Source organism: Rhodococcus sp. PvR099, from assembly GCF_017833315.1.
GTDB classification, from domain to species: Bacteria; Actinomycetota; Actinomycetes; order Mycobacteriales; family Mycobacteriaceae; genus Rhodococcus_G; species Rhodococcus_G oryzae.
Window position 1 is genome coordinate 2,989,230 of record NZ_JAFIBV010000001.1, and the last position, 18,967, is coordinate 3,008,196.

Annotated in this window: 20 protein-coding genes; 6 read left to right on the forward strand and 14 right to left on the reverse strand. The window is 69.6% G+C overall.

All coding sequences use genetic code 11. The features are described from left to right. Nucleotides 1-29 precede the first annotated feature (29 nt). The 3 genes from JOE46_RS13720 to purS form a co-directional block, all read right to left on the reverse strand. Complete coding sequence (locus JOE46_RS13720; RefSeq protein ID WP_209927567.1) at nt 30-1,103, reverse strand: dihydrodipicolinate reductase; 1,074 nt, start codon at nt 1,101-1,103, stop codon at nt 30-32. A 72-nt stretch (nt 1,104-1,175) separates the two neighbouring features. After that, complete coding sequence (gene purQ, locus JOE46_RS13725; protein ID WP_097211945.1) at nt 1,176-1,877, reverse strand: phosphoribosylformylglycinamidine synthase subunit PurQ; 702 nt, start codon at nt 1,875-1,877, stop codon at nt 1,176-1,178. A 2-nt stretch (nt 1,878-1,879) separates the two neighbouring features. Beyond that, a complete protein-coding gene (gene purS, locus JOE46_RS13730) occupies nt 1,880-2,116 on the reverse strand; it encodes a phosphoribosylformylglycinamidine synthase subunit PurS (RefSeq protein WP_027503415.1) in 237 nt (78 codons plus the stop codon). A gap of 83 nt (nt 2,117-2,199) precedes the next feature. Between purS and JOE46_RS13735 the strand changes: the two genes are divergently transcribed. Together JOE46_RS13735 and JOE46_RS13740 are read left to right on the forward strand one after the other, a co-directional pair. After that, a complete protein-coding gene (locus JOE46_RS13735) occupies nt 2,200-2,847 on the forward strand; it encodes an MBL fold metallo-hydrolase (RefSeq protein WP_209927568.1) in 648 nt (215 codons plus the stop codon). Between the two features lie 89 nt (nt 2,848-2,936). Continuing rightward, entirely contained in the window at nt 2,937-4,559 is a 1,623-nt protein-coding gene (locus JOE46_RS13740; RefSeq protein ID WP_209927570.1) for a long-chain fatty acid--CoA ligase, read from the forward strand. A 47-nt stretch (nt 4,560-4,606) separates the two neighbouring features. On the opposite strand, the gene JOE46_RS13745 is transcribed toward JOE46_RS13740, so the two are convergent. From JOE46_RS13745 to JOE46_RS13760, 4 genes are all read right to left on the reverse strand, one after another. After that, the gene (locus tag JOE46_RS13745) at nt 4,607-6,757 is read right to left on the reverse strand and encodes a phosphocholine-specific phospholipase C (protein ID WP_209927573.1); all 2,151 of its coding nucleotides are present in this window, start codon (nt 6,755-6,757) and stop codon (nt 4,607-4,609) included. A 94-nt stretch (nt 6,758-6,851) separates the two neighbouring features. Further along, entirely contained in the window at nt 6,852-7,556 is a 705-nt protein-coding gene (locus JOE46_RS13750) for a DUF2334 domain-containing protein (protein ID WP_097211941.1), read from the reverse strand. 81 nt (nt 7,557-7,637) lie between these two features. Then, nucleotides 7,638-8,138: a cupin domain-containing protein gene (locus JOE46_RS13755; protein ID WP_097211940.1), complete on the reverse strand. Its 501-nt coding sequence runs from the start codon at nt 8,136-8,138 to the stop codon at nt 7,638-7,640. Next, entirely contained in the window at nt 8,135-8,503 is a 369-nt protein-coding gene (locus tag JOE46_RS13760) for a DUF4267 domain-containing protein (RefSeq protein ID WP_097211939.1), read from the reverse strand. The genes JOE46_RS13755 and JOE46_RS13760 overlap by 4 nt, the downstream gene beginning before the upstream one ends. Nucleotides 8,504-8,583: 80 nt before the next feature. On the opposite strand from JOE46_RS13760, the gene JOE46_RS13765 reads away from it, so the two are divergent. Then, the gene (locus JOE46_RS13765) at nt 8,584-9,150 is read left to right on the forward strand and encodes a TetR/AcrR family transcriptional regulator (RefSeq protein WP_097211938.1); all 567 of its coding nucleotides are present in this window, start codon (nt 8,584-8,586) and stop codon (nt 9,148-9,150) included. Between the two features lie 54 nt (nt 9,151-9,204). Here the strand turns inward: JOE46_RS13765 and JOE46_RS13770 are convergent, their stop codons facing one another. Then, on the reverse strand, nt 9,205-9,696 hold the full coding sequence (locus tag JOE46_RS13770) for a glutathione peroxidase (RefSeq protein ID WP_027503422.1): 492 nt from the start codon (nt 9,694-9,696) through the stop codon (nt 9,205-9,207). Beyond that, nucleotides 9,693-11,114 carry a cation:dicarboxylate symporter family transporter gene (locus tag JOE46_RS13775; RefSeq protein WP_097211937.1) on the reverse strand — a complete coding sequence of 474 codons (1,422 nt, stop codon included), beginning with the start codon at nt 11,112-11,114 and terminating at the stop codon, nt 9,693-9,695. Before JOE46_RS13775 ends, JOE46_RS13770 begins: the two co-directional genes overlap by 4 nt. Before the next feature lie 123 nt (nt 11,115-11,237). Here JOE46_RS13775 and JOE46_RS13780 point away from each other — a divergent pair, with 123 nt between their 5' ends. Together JOE46_RS13780 and JOE46_RS13785 are read left to right on the forward strand one after the other, a co-directional pair. Beyond that, complete coding sequence (locus tag JOE46_RS13780; RefSeq protein ID WP_209927575.1) at nt 11,238-12,806, forward strand: sensor histidine kinase; 1,569 nt, start codon at nt 11,238-11,240, stop codon at nt 12,804-12,806. Then, complete coding sequence (locus JOE46_RS13785) at nt 12,803-13,492, forward strand: response regulator (RefSeq protein WP_097211935.1); 690 nt, start codon at nt 12,803-12,805, stop codon at nt 13,490-13,492. The genes JOE46_RS13780 and JOE46_RS13785 overlap by 4 nt, the downstream gene beginning before the upstream one ends. 4 nt (nt 13,493-13,496) lie before the next feature. Here the strand turns inward: JOE46_RS13785 and JOE46_RS13790 are convergent, their stop codons facing one another. Genes JOE46_RS13790 through JOE46_RS13800 form a run of 3 tightly spaced genes read right to left on the reverse strand, consistent with a single transcriptional unit; the run spans nt 13,497 to nt 16,356 of the window. Further along, nucleotides 13,497-14,462, reverse strand: a complete 966-nt coding sequence (locus JOE46_RS13790) for an NAD(P)-dependent oxidoreductase (RefSeq protein ID WP_209927577.1) — start codon at nt 14,460-14,462, stop codon at nt 13,497-13,499. Then, on the reverse strand, nt 14,459-15,526 hold the full coding sequence (locus JOE46_RS13795) for a dihydrodipicolinate reductase (RefSeq protein WP_097211933.1): 1,068 nt from the start codon (nt 15,524-15,526) through the stop codon (nt 14,459-14,461). Before JOE46_RS13795 ends, JOE46_RS13790 begins: the two co-directional genes overlap by 4 nt. A gap of 47 nt (nt 15,527-15,573) precedes the next feature. Further along, nucleotides 15,574-16,356 (reverse strand): SDR family oxidoreductase, encoded by a 783-nt coding sequence (locus JOE46_RS13800; protein WP_077043901.1) that lies wholly within the window; start codon nt 16,354-16,356, stop codon nt 15,574-15,576. An 85-nt stretch (nt 16,357-16,441) separates the two neighbouring features. On the opposite strand from JOE46_RS13800, the gene JOE46_RS13805 reads away from it, so the two are divergent. Continuing rightward, nucleotides 16,442-17,083 (forward strand): TetR/AcrR family transcriptional regulator, encoded by a 642-nt coding sequence (locus tag JOE46_RS13805; protein WP_097211932.1) that lies wholly within the window; start codon nt 16,442-16,444, stop codon nt 17,081-17,083. 18 nt (nt 17,084-17,101) lie between these two features. Here JOE46_RS13805 and JOE46_RS13810 read toward each other — a convergent pair whose 3' ends face one another. Next, nucleotides 17,102-18,277, reverse strand: a complete 1,176-nt coding sequence (locus JOE46_RS13810; RefSeq protein ID WP_209927579.1) for a PrsW family intramembrane metalloprotease — start codon at nt 18,275-18,277, stop codon at nt 17,102-17,104. Further along, nucleotides 18,274-18,942 (reverse strand): hypothetical protein, encoded by a 669-nt coding sequence (locus JOE46_RS13815; protein ID WP_097211930.1) that lies wholly within the window; start codon nt 18,940-18,942, stop codon nt 18,274-18,276. The genes JOE46_RS13810 and JOE46_RS13815 overlap by 4 nt, the downstream gene beginning before the upstream one ends. Nucleotides 18,943-18,967: the final 25 nt, after the last annotated feature.

Here is an 18,967-nt window from a genome sequence, read left to right on the forward strand (position 1 = left end):
GAACACGTTCTCGTGGGCGTTCGGCCGACTCAGGCTGGGGCGTCCGCCAACACCGGTGCGCGCGCCGGGCACAGCGGGACGTCGAGCGCGTCGTAGAGGCCAGGGGCCTGGCCGGCGAGCCAGTCGATGGCGCCGACCAGCCGACCCACCGACATCGCCTCGTCGCCGCCTGCGGGGGCGGCGCTCACCGCGATCATCGCGATCTGCGCGTCGCCCTCGACGATCACCCGATGCGCGGCGGACTGCCCGTTCGGCGGGCTCGGCCAGTCCGGCGCGCAGGTCGGGTCGATACGGTTGACGTGCTCGATCACGATGCGCGGCTCCCCGCCGACGATGCCCTGCACCTGCAAGCGCAGCGCGCCCTGCCCACCGGCGTCGAACTTGCCCATCGCGTCGGTCTCGATCGAGGCCTCGAGCGGCCGCCGTTCGAGGGTCTCGCGGATCTCGTCGAGTTCGACACCGAGCGCCCGGGCCATCAACCTCACCTGACCGCCCCACACCGTCGTCGGCATCCTGGGCGCGATCATCGGCGCCAGGTAGTCCAGCGGCTCGCCCATGCCCGCGAGGAAGCGCACCGAGTCGGGTTGGTCGAACCCGGAATAGTCCACGATCTCCTGGCAGTGGATCCGGTCGACACCCGCGCCGAGCCCGCCGAGCAGCAGCGGCACCATCTCGTTCGTCCAGTCGGCGTCCACACAGGTCACAAAGAGCGAGCCGGTGCCCTCCGCGATCGCGGCGCGGATCTCCTCGCGCAGCTCGTGCCGATCGTCGCGATGGTCGTACAGCGGGTAGATCGACGGGGTCACCACGATCGCGCCGACCCGGAGCGCCGCGCAGATGTCGGCGACCACCTCGGCCGAGCGGATGTCACCGGAGGCCGCGTACACCACCGCACGCGGGCCGGTCGCCAGGACGGCCGCGACGTCGTCGGTCGATTGCAGCCCGAGCGCCCGGCCGAGGCCGCCCAGGTCGCCCGCGTCCCGCCCGGACCTGCCGGGGTCGTGCACGAGCACGGCCGCCAGTTCCAGACCAGGGTGCGCGTCGACCGCGCGAATCGCCGCGCGCCCGAAGTTCCCTGTCCCCCACACGATCGTCGAGATCATGGCCGGACGGTAGCAAAAAGGCGGACCGGATGACCGGTCCGCCCTTTGTGCGGGATTCGCCTCGAGCTCTGCTCAGGCGGTGAGGACCGCGTCCAGCGCCGAGTAGAACATGCCGAGGCCGTCGTCGCTGGGTCCGGTCAGCGACTCGGTCGCGTGCTCGGGATGCGGCATCAGGCCGACGACCCGGCCGTTCGCCGAGGCGATACCCGCGATCGCGCGCTGCGAGCCGTTCGGGTTGTCGCCCGAGTAGCGGAACACCACGCGGCCCTCGCCCTCGAGCTCGTCGAGGACCTTCTCCGAGGCCTGGTACCGGCCCTCTCCCGACTTGAGCGGGATGAGGATCTCGGCGCCCGACTCGTACCTCGAGGACCACGCGGTCGAGGTTGACTCCACCTTCAGCCACTGGTCCCGGCAGATGAAGTGCAGGCCCTCGTTGCGGGTCAGGGCGCCAGGGAGCAGCCCCGCCTCGCACAGCACCTGGAAGCCGTTGCAGATGCCGAGCACCGGCATGCCGCCTGCCGCGGCCTTGATGACCTCTTCCATCACCGGCGCGAACCGGGCGATGGCGCCACAGCGCAGGTAGTCGCCGTAGGAGAAGCCGCCGGGCACGATGACCCCGTCGACGCCCTTGAGATCGGCATCGCCGTGCCAGAGGCTGACCGCCTCGCCGCCTGCCAGATTCACCGCGCGGGCAGCGTCGACATCGTCGAGGGTGCCGGGGAAAGTGATGACTCCGATGCGGGCGCCCGAGCCACTCCGCGTCGCTTCGCTCATGTTCACTGGACTCGGGTGACCTTCCAGTCCTCGATCACCGTGTTGCACAGCAGCGACTCGGCGATCTTCTCCAGCTCGGCGTCGTCGACACTGTCGTCGACCTCGAGCTCGAAACGCTTGCCCTGGCGAACATCCGACACTCCGGTGAACCCGAGTCGGGGCAGGGCGCCGACAACTGCCTGCCCTTGGGGATCGAGAATCTCGGCCTTGGGCATGACATCGACAACGACACGGGCCACGTGCTGCTCCTCGCTAGGTGCTCCGGTGCGCCCGGGAATGATCCGCCGGGCAACAGGCAGTTTACCGGCGCATACTCGAACCCATGCGACTGACCCACTTCGGCCACTCCTGCGTGCTCGCCGAGATCGACGGGGCAACCGTCCTGTTCGATCCCGGCAACTTCTCGCACGGCTTCGAGGGCATCACCGGCCTGGACGCCATCCTCATCACCCACCAGCATCCCGACCACGCCGACCCGGCGCGGCTGCCCGCCCTCGTCGAGGCGAACCCGGGCGCGGCGCTGTACGCGGATCCGCAGACGGCTGCGCAGCTCGGCGGCCGGTGGACGGCTGTGCATGCGGGCGACACGTTCGCCATCCGCGACGTCCAGGTCACCGGCGTCGGCGGGCGGCACGCGGTGATCCACCCGGAGATCCCGGTGATCGACAACACCGGCTACCTCCTCGGCGACCCCGCCGCGCCCGCGCGGCTGCTGCACCCTGGCGATTCCCTGTTCGTGCCCGAGCAGCCGATCGACGTGCTGGCCATCCCCGCCGTCGCGCCGTGGATGAAGATCTCGGAGACCGTCGACTACCTGCGGGCCGTCGCGCCGCGGGTCGCGGTGCCGATCCACCAGGGCATCATCAACGACCCCGCGACCGGCATCTACTACGGCCGGCTCCGCGAGATGGGGCCGGCCGGAACCGAGTTCCTGGTGCTCCCCGCCGAGTCCGGCACCGAGGTGAGCTGACCGCTTCGGCGGCCAAGGGGCGGACGAGCGCCCGCGCGGCGAGGTGACTACGGTCACAGTCATCAGTCGCCGTCACACAGGAGCCACCCATGCTGAGCACGATGCAAGACGCCCCGCTGTCGATCGCCCAACTGCTACGGCACGGGAGCACGGTGCACGGTGCGGCGGAGGTGGTGACGTGGACCGAGTCGGGGCCCCGCCGGACCTCCTACGCCGAGGTGGGCAGGCGGTGCGCGGCGCTGGCGCACGCCCTGCGCGGCCTCGGTGTCACCGGGGACCAGCGGGTCGCGACGTTCATGTGGAACAACTCCGAGCACCTCGAGGCGTACCTGGCGGTGCCGTCGATGGGCGCGGTCCTGCACACGCTGAACATCCGACTGTTCCCGGAGCAGCTGGTGCACGTGGCCAACCACGCCGAAGACCACGTGATCATCGTCGACCCGTCCCTCATCCCGCTGCTGGCGCCGCAGTTGCCACAGCTGACCACCGTCAAGCACGTGATCGTCACCGGCTCCTCCACCGCCGGGCTCGAGGCGCCTGAGGGGGTGCAGGTCCACACCTATGAGGGCCTGATCGAGGGACAGCCCGGCGAGTTCGACTGGCCCGAGGTCGACGAGCGCAGCGCCGCGGCGATGTGTTACACCTCCGGCACCACCGGTGACCCGAAAGGTGTTGTCTACTCGCACCGTTCGATCTACCTGCATTCGATGCAGGTGTGCATGTCCGACGGCCCGAACCTCGCCCAGGGCGACCGCGCGCTGGCGGTGGTGCCGCAGTTCCACGCCATGTCCTGGGGCCTGCCGTACGCCGCGTTCATGATCGGCGCCTCGCTGATCATGCCGGACCGGTTCCTGCAGCCCGCCCCGCTCGCCGAGCTGATCGCGGCCGAGAAGCCCACCCTCGCCGCCGCGGTGCCCACCATCTGGCAGGGCCTGCACCTGCACCTCGAGCACCACCCGCAGGACATCTCCTCGATGCGGGAGGTGCTGATCGGCGGATCCGCGGTCCCGCCCGCCCTGATGCACGCCTTCGAGGACGAGCACAGCGTCTCGGTGCTGCACGCCTGGGGCATGACCGAGACCTCCCCGCTGGGATCGGTTGCCCGTCCGCCCGCGGGCACCACCGGCGACGAGATGTGGAAGTACCGCTACACCCAGGGCCGGTTCCCCGCCTCCGTGCAGGCCCGACTCATCGGCGACGACGGCACCGTCCTCCCCTGCGACGGCACCTCCGTCGGCGAGCTCGAGGTCCGCGGGCCCTGGATCACCGCGTCCTACTACGGGGTCGACGCGGCGGACAAGTTCGACGACGGCTGGCTCAAGACCGGCGACGTCGGATCGATCACGCCCGACGGCTACCTCAGCCTCTCGGACCGCTCGAAGGACATCATCAAGTCCGGCGGCGAGTGGATCTCCTCGGTCGACCTGGAGAACGCCGTGATGGGACACCCGTCCGTCGCCGAGGCCGCCGTCATCGGCGTGCCCGACGAGAAGTGGGACGAACGCCCCCTGGTTGCGGTGGTGCTGCGCGAGGGCACCACGACGACCGTCGAGGAGCTGCAGCAGTTCCTCGACGGCAAGGTCGCCAAGTGGCAGGTGCCGGAGAACTGGACGCTGATCGACGCGGTCCCGAAGACCAGCGTCGGCAAGTTCGACAAGAAGCGCCTGCGCGCCGACTATCACGAGGGTGGGCTGAAGGTCACCCGACTCTGATCGTGCGAACGGGGCGCGACCCATCGGGTCGCGCCCCGTTCGCCGATTCAGACTGCTTGGCTGACGCCGGCCCGGCCGTTCTCGATGTGTCCGACGAGCGTGCGCCTGAAGTCCGGGTCCTCGTCGACGGTCACGGTCGCCTGATACCAGCCGTCCACCGACTGCACCCTCATCGATTCCCTGCCGCCTGCCGCGAGTCGACGGCGCTGGCCGTCGATCACGACGGTCAGCCCACGCTCCCCAGGGTTCTTCACCGTCAGGTCGAGCGCTCCCGCCGCCGCGTCGACCCTGGTTGACAGTTCGAGCGCGGCCGCCGCGCCATCGGTCGAGCCGGCGAACTCCCTCCTGAAACCGTTGGGGCCCAACAGGGTCAGGCTGTAGCGCGGACCGGGGAGGGCGACGGTGTCCTCGATCTCGCCGCGGACGTCGTAGTGCCGCGGCGCGCCGAACTCGCCCGCATAGGGGTACAGGGCCAGGTGCGCCGAGGCGGCACCGGAGTTCACCAGGTGCACCGTCACCGAACGAGCCCCGGGGTCCGCGGTCGCGTAGGCGTCGGGCTGGTACGGCAGCGCCCGGGCGGGCCGGGTACCGCCCTCCTGCACCGGCATTCGCTGCAGGGCCGGTGGCGTCGGCGTCCACCGCGGCTCCAGCGGCGGGGTGGGCCGCGGCTGCGCGACGTTCGGCCGACTGCGCGGGTTGGCGAAGTCGAAGGCCGAGGTCAGGTCGCCGCTCACCGTGCGCCGCCACGGGTCGATCTCCGGTTGGGTGATCCCGAACCGCTTCTCCAGGAACTGGTTCACCGACGTGTGGTCGAACACCTGCGAACACACGAACCCGCCCACGGTCCAGGGCGAGATGATCGTCATCGGCACCCGCGGTCCGAGACCGAGCGGCTGACCGGCCACCCACTCCGAGTCGACCGAGAGCGGCGGACGCGGCGGCGGCACGTGGTCGAAGTAACCGTCGTTCTCGTCGAAGTTGACGATCACGGCCGTCTTCGCCCACAGATCCGGGTCGGAGGCGATGGCGTCGAGCACCTGGTACAGCAGCGTCGCGCTCGCCGCAGGCGACGATCCGGACGGGTGCTCCGAATCCACCTCGGGCGGAACCAGGTAGCTGACCTGCGGCAGCTTGCCCGACTCGACGTCCTTGCGGAACTCGGCGGCGAGCGTGCCCGGCCGCGACCGGTACAGCCCGCGGTCGTAGAGCTGACGGTCGGCGGGGGAAAGCCCGTTCACCGCGACCTCGAGCGCCCCCAGCGCCACGTCCTGGGCGGCGGGTGGCAACTCGGGCAGCGCGAGATAGAAGCCGGCCAGCGTCTGCAGCTCGTACGGGACCAGGCCGGGGTTCCCCAGCAGGTGGGACCCCACCTTCTTGAAGGTGGCGAAGTACTCGAGGTTGTTGTCGCCGAAGTTGTCCCACTCCTGGTACGTCTTCCAGGAGATGCCTGCGGCCTGAAGCCGCTCCGGGACGGTGGTCCACCCGTACCCGGCATGCCAGGGGTCGTAGGCGGCGTTGGTGACGGCGCGCCCCTCGGGACCCGGCTCCGACGACCCGGCCGGCCCCGCCGACCCGGTCAACCCGGCCGCCCCGGCCGGGAGCAGGCCTGCGGGTTCGAATCCGGTGTACCCGGACACCCAGTAGTTGCGGTTGGGGCTGGTCGACGTCGGCACCGAGCAGTGGTAGGCGTCGCAGATCGTGAACGCGTCCGCGAGCTCGTAGTGGAACGGGATGTCCTGGCGGTCGTAGTAGGCCATCGTCGTGCCCGTCTTCGCCGCGATCCAGCCGTCGTGCCAGCCGTCGGCGAGGGCCTGGTGTCCGCCCTCCCAACTGTGGTCGAGCCCGGTGACGTTCTGGGTGTCCATCCGCTGGGCGGCGGCGGAGTCCCTGATCGGGAACGGCAGCACCGGACCGTTCGGGCCCGGCTGCTCGAATACGGAGGCCCCGGTCCGCGACCGCAACGAGTTGGGGTCACCGAATCCGCGCACCCCGCGCAGCATTCCGTAGTAGTGATCGAACGACCGGTTCTCCTGCATGATCAGGACGACGTGCTCGACCGACTCGAGTCCTCCCGGGCGGACCGGCGTAGCCAGCGCACGCTGCAGCGACGGCGGCAGCATCGAGGTGGCGGCGACAGCTGCGGCCGCGCCGGCACCGGCAGTGAGAAACCTCCGCCGGGAGAGAGAATTCCGGGTCACGCGACCTCCACTGTCCGATCGATCCGTACGTCAAACGAATCGGACTGTAGACCAAACGTCCAGTTGACGTGGCAGGTCTCGAGATAATGTCGACTCAGGCCACCCGCGATCCGGAACCCTTGGCCTGCCAGCGATATCCGGTCGGCTGCGCGCCGTGGTGCAGCGACAGGTCGACGGCGTCGAGGAGGGCCTGCCGCGGCCCGGACCGCCCGAGTTGCTTGGCGGAGATCGCGAGGCGCACCACCCCGCCGCGACGGGCGGTGCGGCCCGCGCCCAGCACCAGCGCCCGGCACCACCATGGCTCCGCCCGGAAACCCTCGCCGACACCGAGAACCCGGGCCCGCACCACCGTGCCGCGCTCGAGATCGTGGATGCCCGCGGCCCCGGCGAGCAGCCGGAACCCGGTGCGGGGCAGCGCGGCCACCGCGCCGGGCGAGGCCAGCCAGCGGGGCGCGGCGAACGCGCGCGTGCGCAGCCCGGTCTCCTCCATCACCCGGTCCGCGGCCAGCAGCCGCAGCGCGGCCTCGTGCTCGGGCAGGGCCGCGAACTCGGCGCGGCGCTTCTTGGTGGCGGCCTGGTCGTATCCGTGCAGCACGATGGCGTCGCCGCCCGCCTGCCGCCGCCGCAGCCAGTCCTGGGTGCCCTCGTCGCGGACCAGCCGGTACTTGTCCTTCAGGCGCGGGGCGACGAGCAGCGAGAGCTGAACCCCGCGCCCGTCCATCTCCCTGGCGAAGTCGGCGGCGAGGTCCCTGGTCTCGGCCCGGATCCCCGAGAGCGACACGATCAGCTGTCCGGCCATGCGCCCAGGGTCGCACCCGAAGATGTACGGCCGCTGACGCCGACGTGAGCATTCGGCGAGAAGCAGCGCCCTCGGCCGGACCTACGGGCGGGTGCGCGACCCGTTGCGGTCCCGCCACCACTGCGGCGCATCGACGAAGTGGTTGTCGTACTCCTCCTGGGCGGGCGCGAGCTCCTCCACCGACGCCTCCCCCGCCTGGATCCTCGCGAGCAGCCGGAAGTACTCGAACCGCTGCACCCCGGGGGTCAGCACGATCAGCACCCGGGCCGCGGAGTCCGGCGTCGCACCGAACGCATGTGGCATGAGCTTGGGCACCACGAGGGAGCCACCCGCCGCCACGGTCACGATCTCGTCGCCTGCCATGACGCGCAGCTCGCCGTCGAGGACATAGAACAGCTCCGACGACCTGGTGTGGAAATGTGGCGCGGCGCCGTCCGCCCCGACCCCGAGGTGGACCTCGAGCGAGCTGAGCGCACCCGCCGTGTCCGAGGCGTCGTACAGCAGATGCATCGAGGCCCTGTCGTTCCCCACCACCTCGGCCCGGTCCGCCCGTGCCGAGGCCGCCCACTCCTCGCCGGTCATGCGACCAGCAGCCCTGCAGCGGCGATCATCGCGACCGCGGTGGCCCCATGGATTCCGAACGCGGCCTTGCGCGGACCACCGTTGGTCAACACGATCCACATGTCGCCGAGGGGAACGAAGGCGAGCAGCAGCATCAGGAGCGCGAGCTGGTCGCGCGCGGCGAAGGTGAAGACGATCACCAGCAGGCCCGAGGCGATGTCGCGGATGCCCTTGACCTGCCACCAGCCGCGGGCATCCGGCGCCGGGCTGGTGGGCAGACCGAAGCCGGCCGCGTTCTTCGCGTTCTTCCCCATATAGGCCACACCGATGGCGATGATCCCGAGCGCACCGATCCAGCTGATGACGAGTCCGATCCAGTTCAACATGGCCAAGCCTTTCGTTTGTAGTATTTCTACCAACGTTAACTTACCGATGAACGCTTGTCTATCAGTGATAGAGTTTTGGCATGGGAGTTCGAGAACGCAAGGAGAGGGAGCGGCAGGATCGCGCGCACAGGATCGTCGAATGCGCTCGGACCATCGCCGAGAAGGAGGGCTGGCCCGCCGTGACCACGCGGCGCCTGGCCGATGAGATCGAGTACAGCCCTCCGGTGCTGTACGGGCACTTCCCGGAGGGCAGGGACGGCATCGTCAGCGCGGTCGCGCTGGTCGGATTCGCGGATTTCACCACGGCCATGCGGCGGGCACTGGAGGGCGCCGACGAGGCGGGACGGCTGACGGCGTTCATCCGCGCCTACCTGGACTTCGCGGCGGACAATCCCGCGACCTACGAGGCCATGTTCTCGATGCGGCTGGGGGTGCGGTTCGCACACGAATCGACCCCGCCGGAACTACGGGCGGGGTTCGAGACGCTGGTGTCGGCGATCGGAGGCGGTTCGACCGGCGACGCCGGGACCAGGGCCGAGGTCTTCTGGAGCGCGCTGCACGGAATGTGCGTGCTCACGCGCGGGCAGCGGCTCGCGCCGGACAACGAGGCCGCGCGCGTCGAGCGGCTCGCCGCACTGTTCGGGTGAACGCGAGAAGGCGGTCACGCACCAGGTGCGTGACCGCCTTCGTCGGCTGCGTCGCTACTTCGGCAGCACGGCCTCGATGGCCGCGACGACCTCGGGCGCATCCGGCACGGTCGTCGGGCGGAAGCGGTTCGCCACGGTGCCGTCGGGCGCGAGCAGGAACTTCTCGAAGTTCCACTGCACGTCGCCTGCCGCGCCCTCGGCGTCGGCGGCCTTGGTGACCTCGGCGTACAGCGGGTGCCTGCCCTCGCCGTTGACCTCGATCTTCTCCAGCAGCGGGAACGAGACGCCGTAGGTCGTCGAGCAGAAGGTCTCGATCTCCTCGGCGGTGCCGGGCTCCTGCCCCATGAACTGGTTGCAGGGCACGCCGACCACGGTGAGGCCGCGGTCCGCGTAGTCCTTGGCCAGCTGCTCGAGCGCCGTGTACTGCGGCGTGAGCCCGCACTTGGAGGCGACATTGACCAACAGGATCGCGTTTCCGTCGTAGGCACCGAGCGAGGTCGGGGACCCGCCGAGGGTGTTGATCTCGATGTTCAGGGGGTTCGTCATGAGGCCAACGGTACGGGAACTCGTGCGGCGCCGACCTTCTCGCTGCCATCGTGCGGGACGGCGATCGGACCGTCCTCGGGCAGGTGGTCGTCCACCATTGTCGTCTCGTCGAACGGCAGCTTCCCGTCCAGCACGGTCCGCACCCTCGACGCGTCGATGGTGCGCGTCCAGGTCCCGATCAGCAGGGTCGCCACCGCATTGCCGGAGAAGTTGGTGACCGCGCGGGCCTCGGACATGAACCGGTCGATGCCGACGATCAGCCCGACGCCGTCCAGCAGTTCCGGTCGATGGCTCTGCAGCCCACCGGCGAGGGTCGCCAGGCCTGCTCCGCTGACGCCCGCCGCGCCCTTCGAGGCGATGATCATGAACACCAGCAGGGAGAGCTGTTCGGGGAGCGCGAGCGGCTGCCCCATCGCGTCGGCGATGAAGATCGAGGCCATCGTCAGGTAGATGGCGGTGCCGTCGAGGTTGAAGGAGTACCCGGTCGGCACCACGATGCCGACGGTGGTGCGCTGCACCCCGACGTGCTCCATCTTGGCGATCAGCCGCGGCAGCGCCGACTCGGAGGAGGAGGTCGCGAAGATCAGCAGGTATTCCCGGGCCAGGTAGCGGACCAGCTTGAAGATCGAGAACCCGGACACCGCCCGCAGCATCAGGCCGAGCACACCGAAGACGAAGATCGCGCAGGTGATGTAGAAGCCGACCATCAGCGTGCCCAGCTGCACGACGGCGCCGAGACCGGTCTGGCCGACCACATTCGCGATGGCCCCGAAGGCGCCGATGGGCGCCAGCCACAGGATCATCGCCAGGATCCGGAACACCAGTTTCTGGACGTAGCCGATCCCGCGCAGGATCGGTTCGCCCTGCTTGCCCATGGACTGCAGCCCGAACCCGACGAGCAGCGCCACGAACAGCGTCTGCAGCACGCTGCCGACCGTGAGGGAGGACAGCAGCGACGTCGGGATGATCCCGGCGATGAAGTCCATGGTGCCGCCCGCGCCGTGCGCCTTCTCGGCGAGGTCCGCGCCGGCCGAGGAGGTCGCGGCGCTCAGGTGCAGCCCGCTGCCGGGGTCGAGCAGGTTGCCGACGAGCAGCCCGATACCGAGCGCGACCGTGGACATCCCGAGGAAGTAGGCCAGTGCCAGCCCACCGACCTTGCCGACGCTGGCCGCCGCCTTCACCGAGCCGATGCCCAGCACGATCGTGCAGAAGATGACCGGGCTGATCATCATCTTGATCAGGCTGATGAACAGGGTGCCGAGCACCCCGAGGGACTTGCCCAATTCCGGTGCGAGCCAGCCGACGAGCACACCGGCGACGACGGCGACGATCACTCCCAGGTACAGCCAATGGGTCCGGTCACGCTTGCCCGCGGTCGGCGGTGGTGGCGTATCGTCCCGCTTCGAATCGATGGTCATGACTGGTCCTCTTGACTGCCTCTCAAGGAAGTGAGCTGCATCACTTCGCCTCATGAAGAATGGTGTAGCGCGCCGCGACGGCAGTCACGGTTGCGTGCATTTCGTTCACGAGAGGACGGACGAATGATCAGGTCCCGACGGCGCGCGAGCCTCGCCGGCCAGGTATTGGTGCTGCAACTGCTGGTGCTGGCCGTGGTCGTGCTGACCGGCAGCGTGGTGACGATTCTCGACGAGCGGCGCGACGCCGACGCGGCCACCGAGCGCGAGGTGACGGCGGTCGCCGAATCGATCGCCTGGACCGATTCGACGGCGGCGGGCCTGCTCTCCCCCGACCCCAGCGCGGCGCTGCAGCCACAGACCGAGCGGATCCGACTGGCCACAGGCATCGACTTCATCGTCGTGATGGCGCCGGACCGAACCCGGTACACCCACACCAATCCCGCAATGATCGGGCAGGAGTACAGCGGCCACATCGACCGCGCGCTGGCAGGCGAGACCTTCACCGAGACCTACACCGGATCGCTCGGCCCGTCGATACGCGCGGTCACGCCGGTGTACGCCGACGGCCACATCGTCGGCCTCGTGGCGGCGGGTGTCACCAGGGAGAAGATCATCGACCAGTTCCTGCACGGACTGCCGCTGCTGCTCGGGGTGACGGCCGTCGCGCTCGTCGTGGCGGCCCTCGGCTCGGTCCTGCTCAGCAGGCGACTGCGCCGCCAGACGCTCGGCCTCGCCCCGGCCGAGCTGCGCACCCTCTACGAACACCACGACGCGGTGCTGCACTCGATCGGCGAGGGGCTGCTCGTCTTCGACGCGGGTTCGGACGTCGCCGAGGTGGTCAACGACGAGGCGCGACGCCTGCTGATGCTGCCCGACGGCCCGGTCACCCGCGCGCAGCTGCCGGAGTCGCTGCGAATCATGGGGCCGGGCCCGGTGAAGGACGAGGTCCACCTGACCGGGGACCGCGTGCTCGTGGTGAACCAGGATCCGGTGTCCTTCGAGGGCCGGGTGATCGGCACGGTGACCATCCTGCGCGACCACACCGAATTGCAGAGCATCACCGGGGAACTCGATTCCGTGCGACTGTTCACCGAGTCGCTCCGCTCCCAGGCGCACGAGTCGGCGAACCGGCTGCACACCGTCGTCACCATGGTCGAGCTCGGCCGCACCGAGGAGGCCGTCGCGTTCGCCACGGCCGAGCTCGCGCTGTCGCAGCAGCTCATCGACCGGTTGACCACGGCCATCGCGGAGCCGGCCCTTGCGGCCCTGCTGTTGGGCAAGGTGAACCAGGCCGCCGAGCGGGGTGTGGACCTCACGGTCACCGATGACACCGCGCTGCCTGCCACCGGTCCCCTCACCGCCCGCGAATTGGTCACGCTCGTGGGCAATCTCGTCGACAACGCCATCGACGCGGCGGGCGCGAGCGCCGAGGACGAACGGCCATGGGTTGAGGTCACGATGCGCTCCGACGGCCCCGAGCTCAGCATCCGGGTCGCGGACAGCGGACCAGGGATGTCACCCGAGGCACTGGAGCGGGCCACCGCGCGGGGATACTCGACCAAGTCCGATCAACGCGGGCTCGGCCTTGCGCTGGTGATGCAGGTGATCACCAGGCACGGCGGCACCATCACCGCCGAGATGACCTACGGTTCGGTGGTCCTCGTCCGCATCCCCCTCGGAGACACCGAATGATCCGCGTACTGGTCGTCGAGGACGAGCCCCTCATCGCGGAGGCGCACCGCACCTACGTCGGCCGGGTACCCGGGTTCACCGTGCACTCGGTGGTGCACACCGGCAGTGCGGCGATCCGGGCGGTCGCCGCGGCGAACGCCACCGACGAGCCGATCGACCTGATCCTGCTCGACCTCGGGCTGCCCGACGGCAGCGGCCTCGACGTCGCCGCCGCGCTCGGCGGGGTGCGGCCCACCCCCGACATCATCGCGATCACCTCGGCCCGCGACCTGTCGATGGTCCGCGCGGCCGTGGCGCAGGGCGTCGTGCTGTACCTGCTCAAACCGTTCACCTTCGCCGCCTTCCGGGACAAGCTCGAGCGGTACCTCGAGTTCCGCCGGGCGCTGCCGACCGGCGAGAAGGCGGTCAGCCAGCGAGACGTGGACCGCGCGATGGCCGTCCTGCGAAGCACCGACGAGCGCTCCTCCGCACCGAAAGGTGTTGCGCCGCAGACCCTGCAGGAGATCTCCTCGGCCGTACGAGCCTCGGAGTCCGGCCTGAACGCATCGCAGGCGGCGGAGGCCGCAGGGGTCTCCCGGGTCACCGCCTGGCGGTATCTCGAGCGGATGGCCGAGGACGGACTGGTGGACCGGCACACGGAGTACGGGCGCGCGGGCAGGCCGCAGGTGCGCTATGTCTGGCGGTGACGCCTCACCGCGGCGCGGCGGCCACCCGTGTGGCGCCAGCGTAGGGACTCATCCGCAGCATGGCCCGCCGCGCGAAAGGCCTGGCGAGCGGCATCAGGTGCCGCCGCCACCCGAGGGTGGCGGCGATGTCCGAGACGATGTCGTCGAAGACGCGACGCTGGTAGCCCAGCAGTCGCTGACTGGCCGCCGTGTCCACCCAGTCGGTGGCATAGACCTTGCCGCTGAACGCGTCGTCCGGCAGCATGTCCAGGCCCATCGCGCCCAGCATCTCGGTCAGGAACTGGCGATAGGTGATCTGACAGCCCGCGCCGCCGCCGAGGAACAACACCCGGCCCCACACCGCCGGGGTCTCGAGGGCGTTCGCGACCGCGACCGCGGCGTCGGCGGGGTGCAGCACCTCGATCCGGTTCTCCAGGCCGATCTCGAACATGATCGGGTCCGGCTTGCGGAGCCCCAGGATCGGGACATCCGCGAAGCGCGGGATGAACCAGTCCAGGCCGGACCCCCGCACCATGTCCTCGCCCTCGATCTTGTGCGCCGTGTACGCATCGGTGGCGACCCTCGGGTCGTCCACCCGCCGCGGCGGGTCCCGGTCCAGCGTATGACCGTGCACGTCGAAGGTGGAGGCGAACAACAGCTTCGGCGGACGCGGCTGCGCCAAGCAGGCATCGATGACATTACGGGTGCCGTCCACGTTGATCTGCCTGGCCTGCTCCGGATCGAGCTCGCTCCCGGGTGGGATCATCGCCGCCAGGTGCAGCACCACCTCGACGCCCTCGACGGCCGCCGCGACGACCTCGGCGTCCCGGATGTCGCCCCACACCGTGTCCACCCCCGCGAACCCGCGCGCCCGGCGCCCGTCCTCGGGGGTGTCGAGGGCAAGACATCGCACCCGGTGACCGCGGCCCAGCAACTCGGCGAGCACGTGCGAGCCGATATTGCCGAACGCGCCGGTCAGCAGGAGGTTCATGATCGGATGGTGCCCCTGCCTGCGATCAGCGGCAAGTCGAGCGCCGAGAGCAGGCCGGGCTTGGCGTCACCAAGGAACGGGATCGCATTGATGGCGCGCATCCCGGTTGCCAGGCACCCACCGGTGATCGGGTTGTCATCCTGTTCGCCTCGGAACACGGTCTCCTGGGTGATGTTCGGGCTGCCCTTGATGATCACCCGGTACACGTCGTTGTCCACCGAGGTGGCCCGCGGCCAGTGCGTCGCCGCGTCGTTGGTGATCCGGTTGACGTGCTCGATGACGATCTTCGCCTCGTCGCCCACCCAGCCGCGGATCTCGAATCGCACCGCGGCGCACTGGCCGGGTTCGATGACGCCGAACTTGTACTCGATCGGCTCGGTGGCCGCCCACTTCTCGTAGACCGTGTCGATCCGGTCCAGCTTCACCCCCACCGCATCGGCGATCATCGGGATGGTGTGGCCCCACGCGAAGATCAGCACCTCCGGGATCTCGAGCACAGCGGCCTGCTCGATCGGCGCGCCGATGCCCATGGTGGGGCCGTAGTCGCCCTCGTAGGTGGCGTAATCCAGCAGTTCCTGCACCCGCACGCTGTCGACCCGGCCGCAGACACCCATCAGTGTCATCGGGAAGAGGTCGTTGGCGAACCCGGGGTCGATTCCCGTGGTGAAACAGGACTTTCCGCTCTCCTGGCAGGCCTGCTCGAGCGCGACCTTCATCTCCGGCGGGCACGGCTCGGGGTAGACCAGCGGCGTCATCGAGGTGGACACCACGTGCTTGCCGGAGCGCAGCGCGGCGGTCATGTTGTCGATGTTCTGCACTGCGTACTCCGCGGTCGGACCGTAGTAGGCCACCGCGTCGGCCTCCACTGCGAGGGCGGCCTCGAAATCTGTTGTGGCGGCGAGCCCCACCGGGTCGACACCGATCAGGGTGCCGACATCGACGCCGTCCTTGGCGGGGTCGTGCACGATGACGCCGACCAGCTCGAAGGCCGGGTGATCGATCAGCTCACGGATGACCAGCTTGCCGACGACGCCGGTGCCCCAGACGATGACCTTGTGCTTCATGCCTTGCTGCCTCTCAAATATCGATGTGCATCAACAGGTTTCGCCGATCAGCGGAAGTACTCGCCTGCGTTGACGAACAGGGTCTGACCGGTGAGCATCCGGGCCCGGTCGGAGGCGAAGAACACCACCGAGTTGGCCACGTCATCGTCGGCGGGCACCTCGCCGAGCGGCATGTTCTTGGTGATCTCGCCGATGATGGTCTCCTCGGGAACCTTGCGCTCTGCGGCCGCGAGACCGACATACAGCTCGACCGGCGGGCCCCACATCCAGGTGGGGACGACGGTGTTCACCCGGATCTTGTACGGACCGAGCTCCTTTGCCAGCGACCACATCGCCGCGTGGAGCGCACCCTTCGACGTGGCGTACGCGGACTGCGGGAGCTGCGGATGGAACATCGCCTGCGAACCGATCAACACCACCGAGCCGCCCCGCTTCTTCAGCTCCGGCAGCGCGGCCTGGGTCAGGGTGAGTGTGCCGATCACGTTGGCGTCGAGCATCGACTTCCATGCGTCCAGGTCGGCGCCCTCCAGCCCGCCGAAGACGTCCTCCTTCGCGGCCACGTTCACCAGGGCATCCACTCCCCCGAAGCGATCGGCGGCCGTGCGGATCAGCTCACCGCAGGCCTCCTTCTCGAGGATGTCGGTGACCGCGTACGCGACCCGCTCCCCGGTGGGGTCGACCTCCTCGGCGACCGCCTTGAGGTTCGCCTCGGTCCGCGCGCCGAGCACGACGTTCGCGCCGTCGCGGTACGCGGCCAGCGCGATCTCCCGCCCGAGGCCGTTGCCGACCCCCGAGACCACGACCGTCTTGCCCTCCAACAGCTCCGCCATGTCAGCTTCCTCCGGTGTGATACAAGTCATTACGTAACTTCGAGTTACGATTTTTGCAACGTAACACCGCGTTACGCTATTGACAATGACTTCTGGCGAAGAGACAGCGGAGAAGGACGGCGAGCGCAGGCGCGGGCGGCCGCGGAATCCGGCGATCGACGATGCCGCGCTGGCCGCCGCCAGGGAGCTGCTGGCCGAGACGGGGTGGGACCAGACCACGATGGTGGCGATCGCCGAGCGCGCGGGGGTGGGCAAGCCGGCCCTCTACCGCCGCTGGCCGTCCAAGACGCACCTGGTGTTCGAGGCGATCTTCGGCTGGGTGGACGACGCGACGCCGGTCGCCGACGCCGCCGACCCGGCGGCGTGGATCCGCCGGTCCTGCGCCTACACCCTCGAGCTCTTCGGCCGACCGGAGGTGAAGGCCGCGCTGCCCGGCCTGCTGGCGGCGTTCCGCGATCGCGAGGACCTGTTGACGGCGCTGTGGACCGACTTCGGCGGGCCAGGCGTCGGCATGCTGGCCGACACCCTGCGCAGGGGCGGCGCGGACGACCGGGGCGCGGGAGAACCCGACGCCGCGGCACTGGACGCCCAGGCCACCATGCTGTTCATCGTCGGCGGCAGCATGGTGATGCGACTGCTGATGGCCGACGAGGAGGCCGACGCGCTCGCCCGCCGGATGCCGGACATCCTCCTCGGCGGTGTGGCCGGTCCCCCACCTGCTCGGTAGGCGCGGCCCCGAGATCGATCAGCGAAGCCTGGCGACCTCGGATCGGGCGAACGCGGTGGCGGGGGTCTCGCGCCCGCCGTCCTCCGCGATCTGCTCGGCGAGCTCGCCCGCCGCGGTCAGCACGTGGCCGGCGCGCTGTCGCGCGGCGCGATCACCCGTGGCCTTGAGGAATGCCTTGCGTTCGCGGCCGGTGCCGCTCACCGCGGCCAGCTCGGGTCCGGTGAGGACCCCGCGATCGACCTCGGGGGTGAGGATCGCGCGAACCCAGGCGCGCTCGGGCTCGGCGGCCCTGCGCAGGCCCATCACCAGCAGGGTGAACATCACGATCGGCACCAGGATCCAGACCCCGATCACGCCGACGATCGTGCCGTGCGAGAGCGCGGCCGCACAGTCCCAGACGCCGTGCAGCGCCATGGCGCCCACCATGAGCGCCAAGCCACGGCCGATGCGCCGGGGCTCGTCCGGCCTGCCGATCAACCACACCAGGCCCATGCAGAAGATCGCGCTGAACACGGTGTGTGAGGCGATGCCGGTGGCGGCGCGCATGACGATCGTCTGCACGACGGCTGGCCCCTGCTCCGCGCCGAACGCCCCGGCCGCGGCGGAGACGGCGTAGAGCAGGTCCTCGAAGACCTGGAAGCCGAGTCCGATGAAGGCGCCGATGATCGCCCCGTCGAAGGCGGTCCGCACGACCCGCGGCGCGAGCAGCAGGATCAGCACGAATCCGGCGGCCTTCCCGATCTCCTCGGTGAACGGCGCGGTCAGCGCGGCGCTCCAGTCCAGCGCGAAGGCCTGACCGTAGAGCTTGGTGTAGATCGACCGGATCGGGTCGTTCGCGGCGATCGCCAGGCCGAAGGTCGCGCCTATGCCGCCCCACAGGAAGGCCAGGACGCGCACCTTGACGGGCACGCTCCTGAACCGGTCGACATGGCTGATGATCAGCCAGAACGGCACCGTGTAGAGGGCGAACACGATCACCCCGGCAACCAGCGCGGTGGTCAGCACGGGCGCTCCGGGGGCCAGGTTCTCCAGCAGCCGGACCACCCCCGCCGCCATGATCAGCCAGTACACCCAGAACGCGAGGTTGCGCGGCTGGTAGATCCGGTACGGACGGCCGTACCCGGACCGCACGATCGCGGTCAGTTGGAGCTGCTTGTCCACATCACCGGTGGCGTCACCTGTAAGTGCGGTCATTCGCCGGCCTCCTGGCGCTCGAACCGGATGCTGCCGAGCGTCGCCTCGACGTCGGCATTGTCGGCGATGACGTCGCCAGGCAGTCCCGCCGCGGTGATCGTGACGGCGGTCCCGTCGTCGACGAAGGCCGCGAGGAACCCCTCCCGATTGGGCTCGGTGAACTTCTCGATCACCCCGCGTGTGCCCATGGTCGAGTAGATCTCGTGCCGCTCCCCGGTGAGCCGCATACCCGCCGCGCGATTCATGCCCTCGCTGCGTTCGGCGGCCTCGTCGAGCAGCGCGTCGACAGACCCACTGAAGTCGGTGGCGTGCATCGACAGGATCATCGTCCCGCTACCGAACACCGCGTCGGTGCCCTTGATACCACTCGTGGTGGCATCGGTCTCGCGCAGTCCGGATACGAGATTCCACCCGTCCGGCGGGTCGACGGTCACCCCGGCCTTGAGCACCAGCACCTCACCCGCCGCAACCGGGTCGTCATAATCGATCGACCGGTCGATCGCCGGGACGACGGTGGCGTACAGGAACGCCAGCACGAGAATTCCCAGAGCAGGCAACAGGGTTCGGCGATCGAGGCCGAGGATCCGGCGGTCGACCGGCACCCAGTCGTCCCGTTCCTCTCGCGGCACCGGGTCGCGGTGGTGGCGGGTCGCTGCGTCGGTCATGGGATGAAGGTAGTGGTTCGCGGCG

Coding starts and splice junctions, on each gene's coding strand:
- JOE46_RS13720 (WP_209927567.1), bottom strand. CDS start 1,103: ATGATCTCGACGATCGTGTGGGGGACAGGGAACTTCGGGCGCGCGGCG.
- purQ (WP_097211945.1), bottom strand. CDS start 1,877: ATGAGCGAAGCGACGCGGAGTGGCTCGGGCGCCCGCATCGGAGTCATC.
- JOE46_RS13735 (WP_209927568.1), top strand. CDS start 2,200: ATGCGACTGACCCACTTCGGCCACTCCTGCGTGCTCGCCGAGATCGAC.
- JOE46_RS13740 (WP_209927570.1), top strand. CDS start 2,937: ATGCTGAGCACGATGCAAGACGCCCCGCTGTCGATCGCCCAACTGCTA.
- JOE46_RS13750 (WP_097211941.1), bottom strand. CDS start 7,556: ATGGCCGGACAGCTGATCGTGTCGCTCTCGGGGATCCGGGCCGAGACC.
- JOE46_RS13755 (WP_097211940.1), bottom strand. CDS start 8,138: ATGACCGGCGAGGAGTGGGCGGCCTCGGCACGGGCGGACCGGGCCGAG.
- JOE46_RS13760 (WP_097211939.1), bottom strand. CDS start 8,503: ATGTTGAACTGGATCGGACTCGTCATCAGCTGGATCGGTGCGCTCGGG.
- JOE46_RS13765 (WP_097211938.1), top strand. CDS start 8,584: ATGGGAGTTCGAGAACGCAAGGAGAGGGAGCGGCAGGATCGCGCGCAC.
- JOE46_RS13770 (WP_027503422.1), bottom strand. CDS start 9,696: ATGACGAACCCCCTGAACATCGAGATCAACACCCTCGGCGGGTCCCCG.
- JOE46_RS13775 (WP_097211937.1), bottom strand. CDS start 11,114: ATGACCATCGATTCGAAGCGGGACGATACGCCACCACCGCCGACCGCG.
- JOE46_RS13780 (WP_209927575.1), top strand. CDS start 11,238: ATGATCAGGTCCCGACGGCGCGCGAGCCTCGCCGGCCAGGTATTGGTG.
- JOE46_RS13785 (WP_097211935.1), top strand. CDS start 12,803: ATGATCCGCGTACTGGTCGTCGAGGACGAGCCCCTCATCGCGGAGGCG.
- JOE46_RS13790 (WP_209927577.1), bottom strand. CDS start 14,462: ATGAACCTCCTGCTGACCGGCGCGTTCGGCAATATCGGCTCGCACGTG.
- JOE46_RS13795 (WP_097211933.1), bottom strand. CDS start 15,526: ATGAAGCACAAGGTCATCGTCTGGGGCACCGGCGTCGTCGGCAAGCTG.
- JOE46_RS13800 (WP_077043901.1), bottom strand. CDS start 16,356: ATGGCGGAGCTGTTGGAGGGCAAGACGGTCGTGGTCTCGGGGGTCGGC.
- JOE46_RS13805 (WP_097211932.1), top strand. CDS start 16,442: ATGACTTCTGGCGAAGAGACAGCGGAGAAGGACGGCGAGCGCAGGCGC.
- JOE46_RS13810 (WP_209927579.1), bottom strand. CDS start 18,277: ATGACCGCACTTACAGGTGACGCCACCGGTGATGTGGACAAGCAGCTC.
- JOE46_RS13815 (WP_097211930.1), bottom strand. CDS start 18,942: ATGACCGACGCAGCGACCCGCCACCACCGCGACCCGGTGCCGCGAGAG.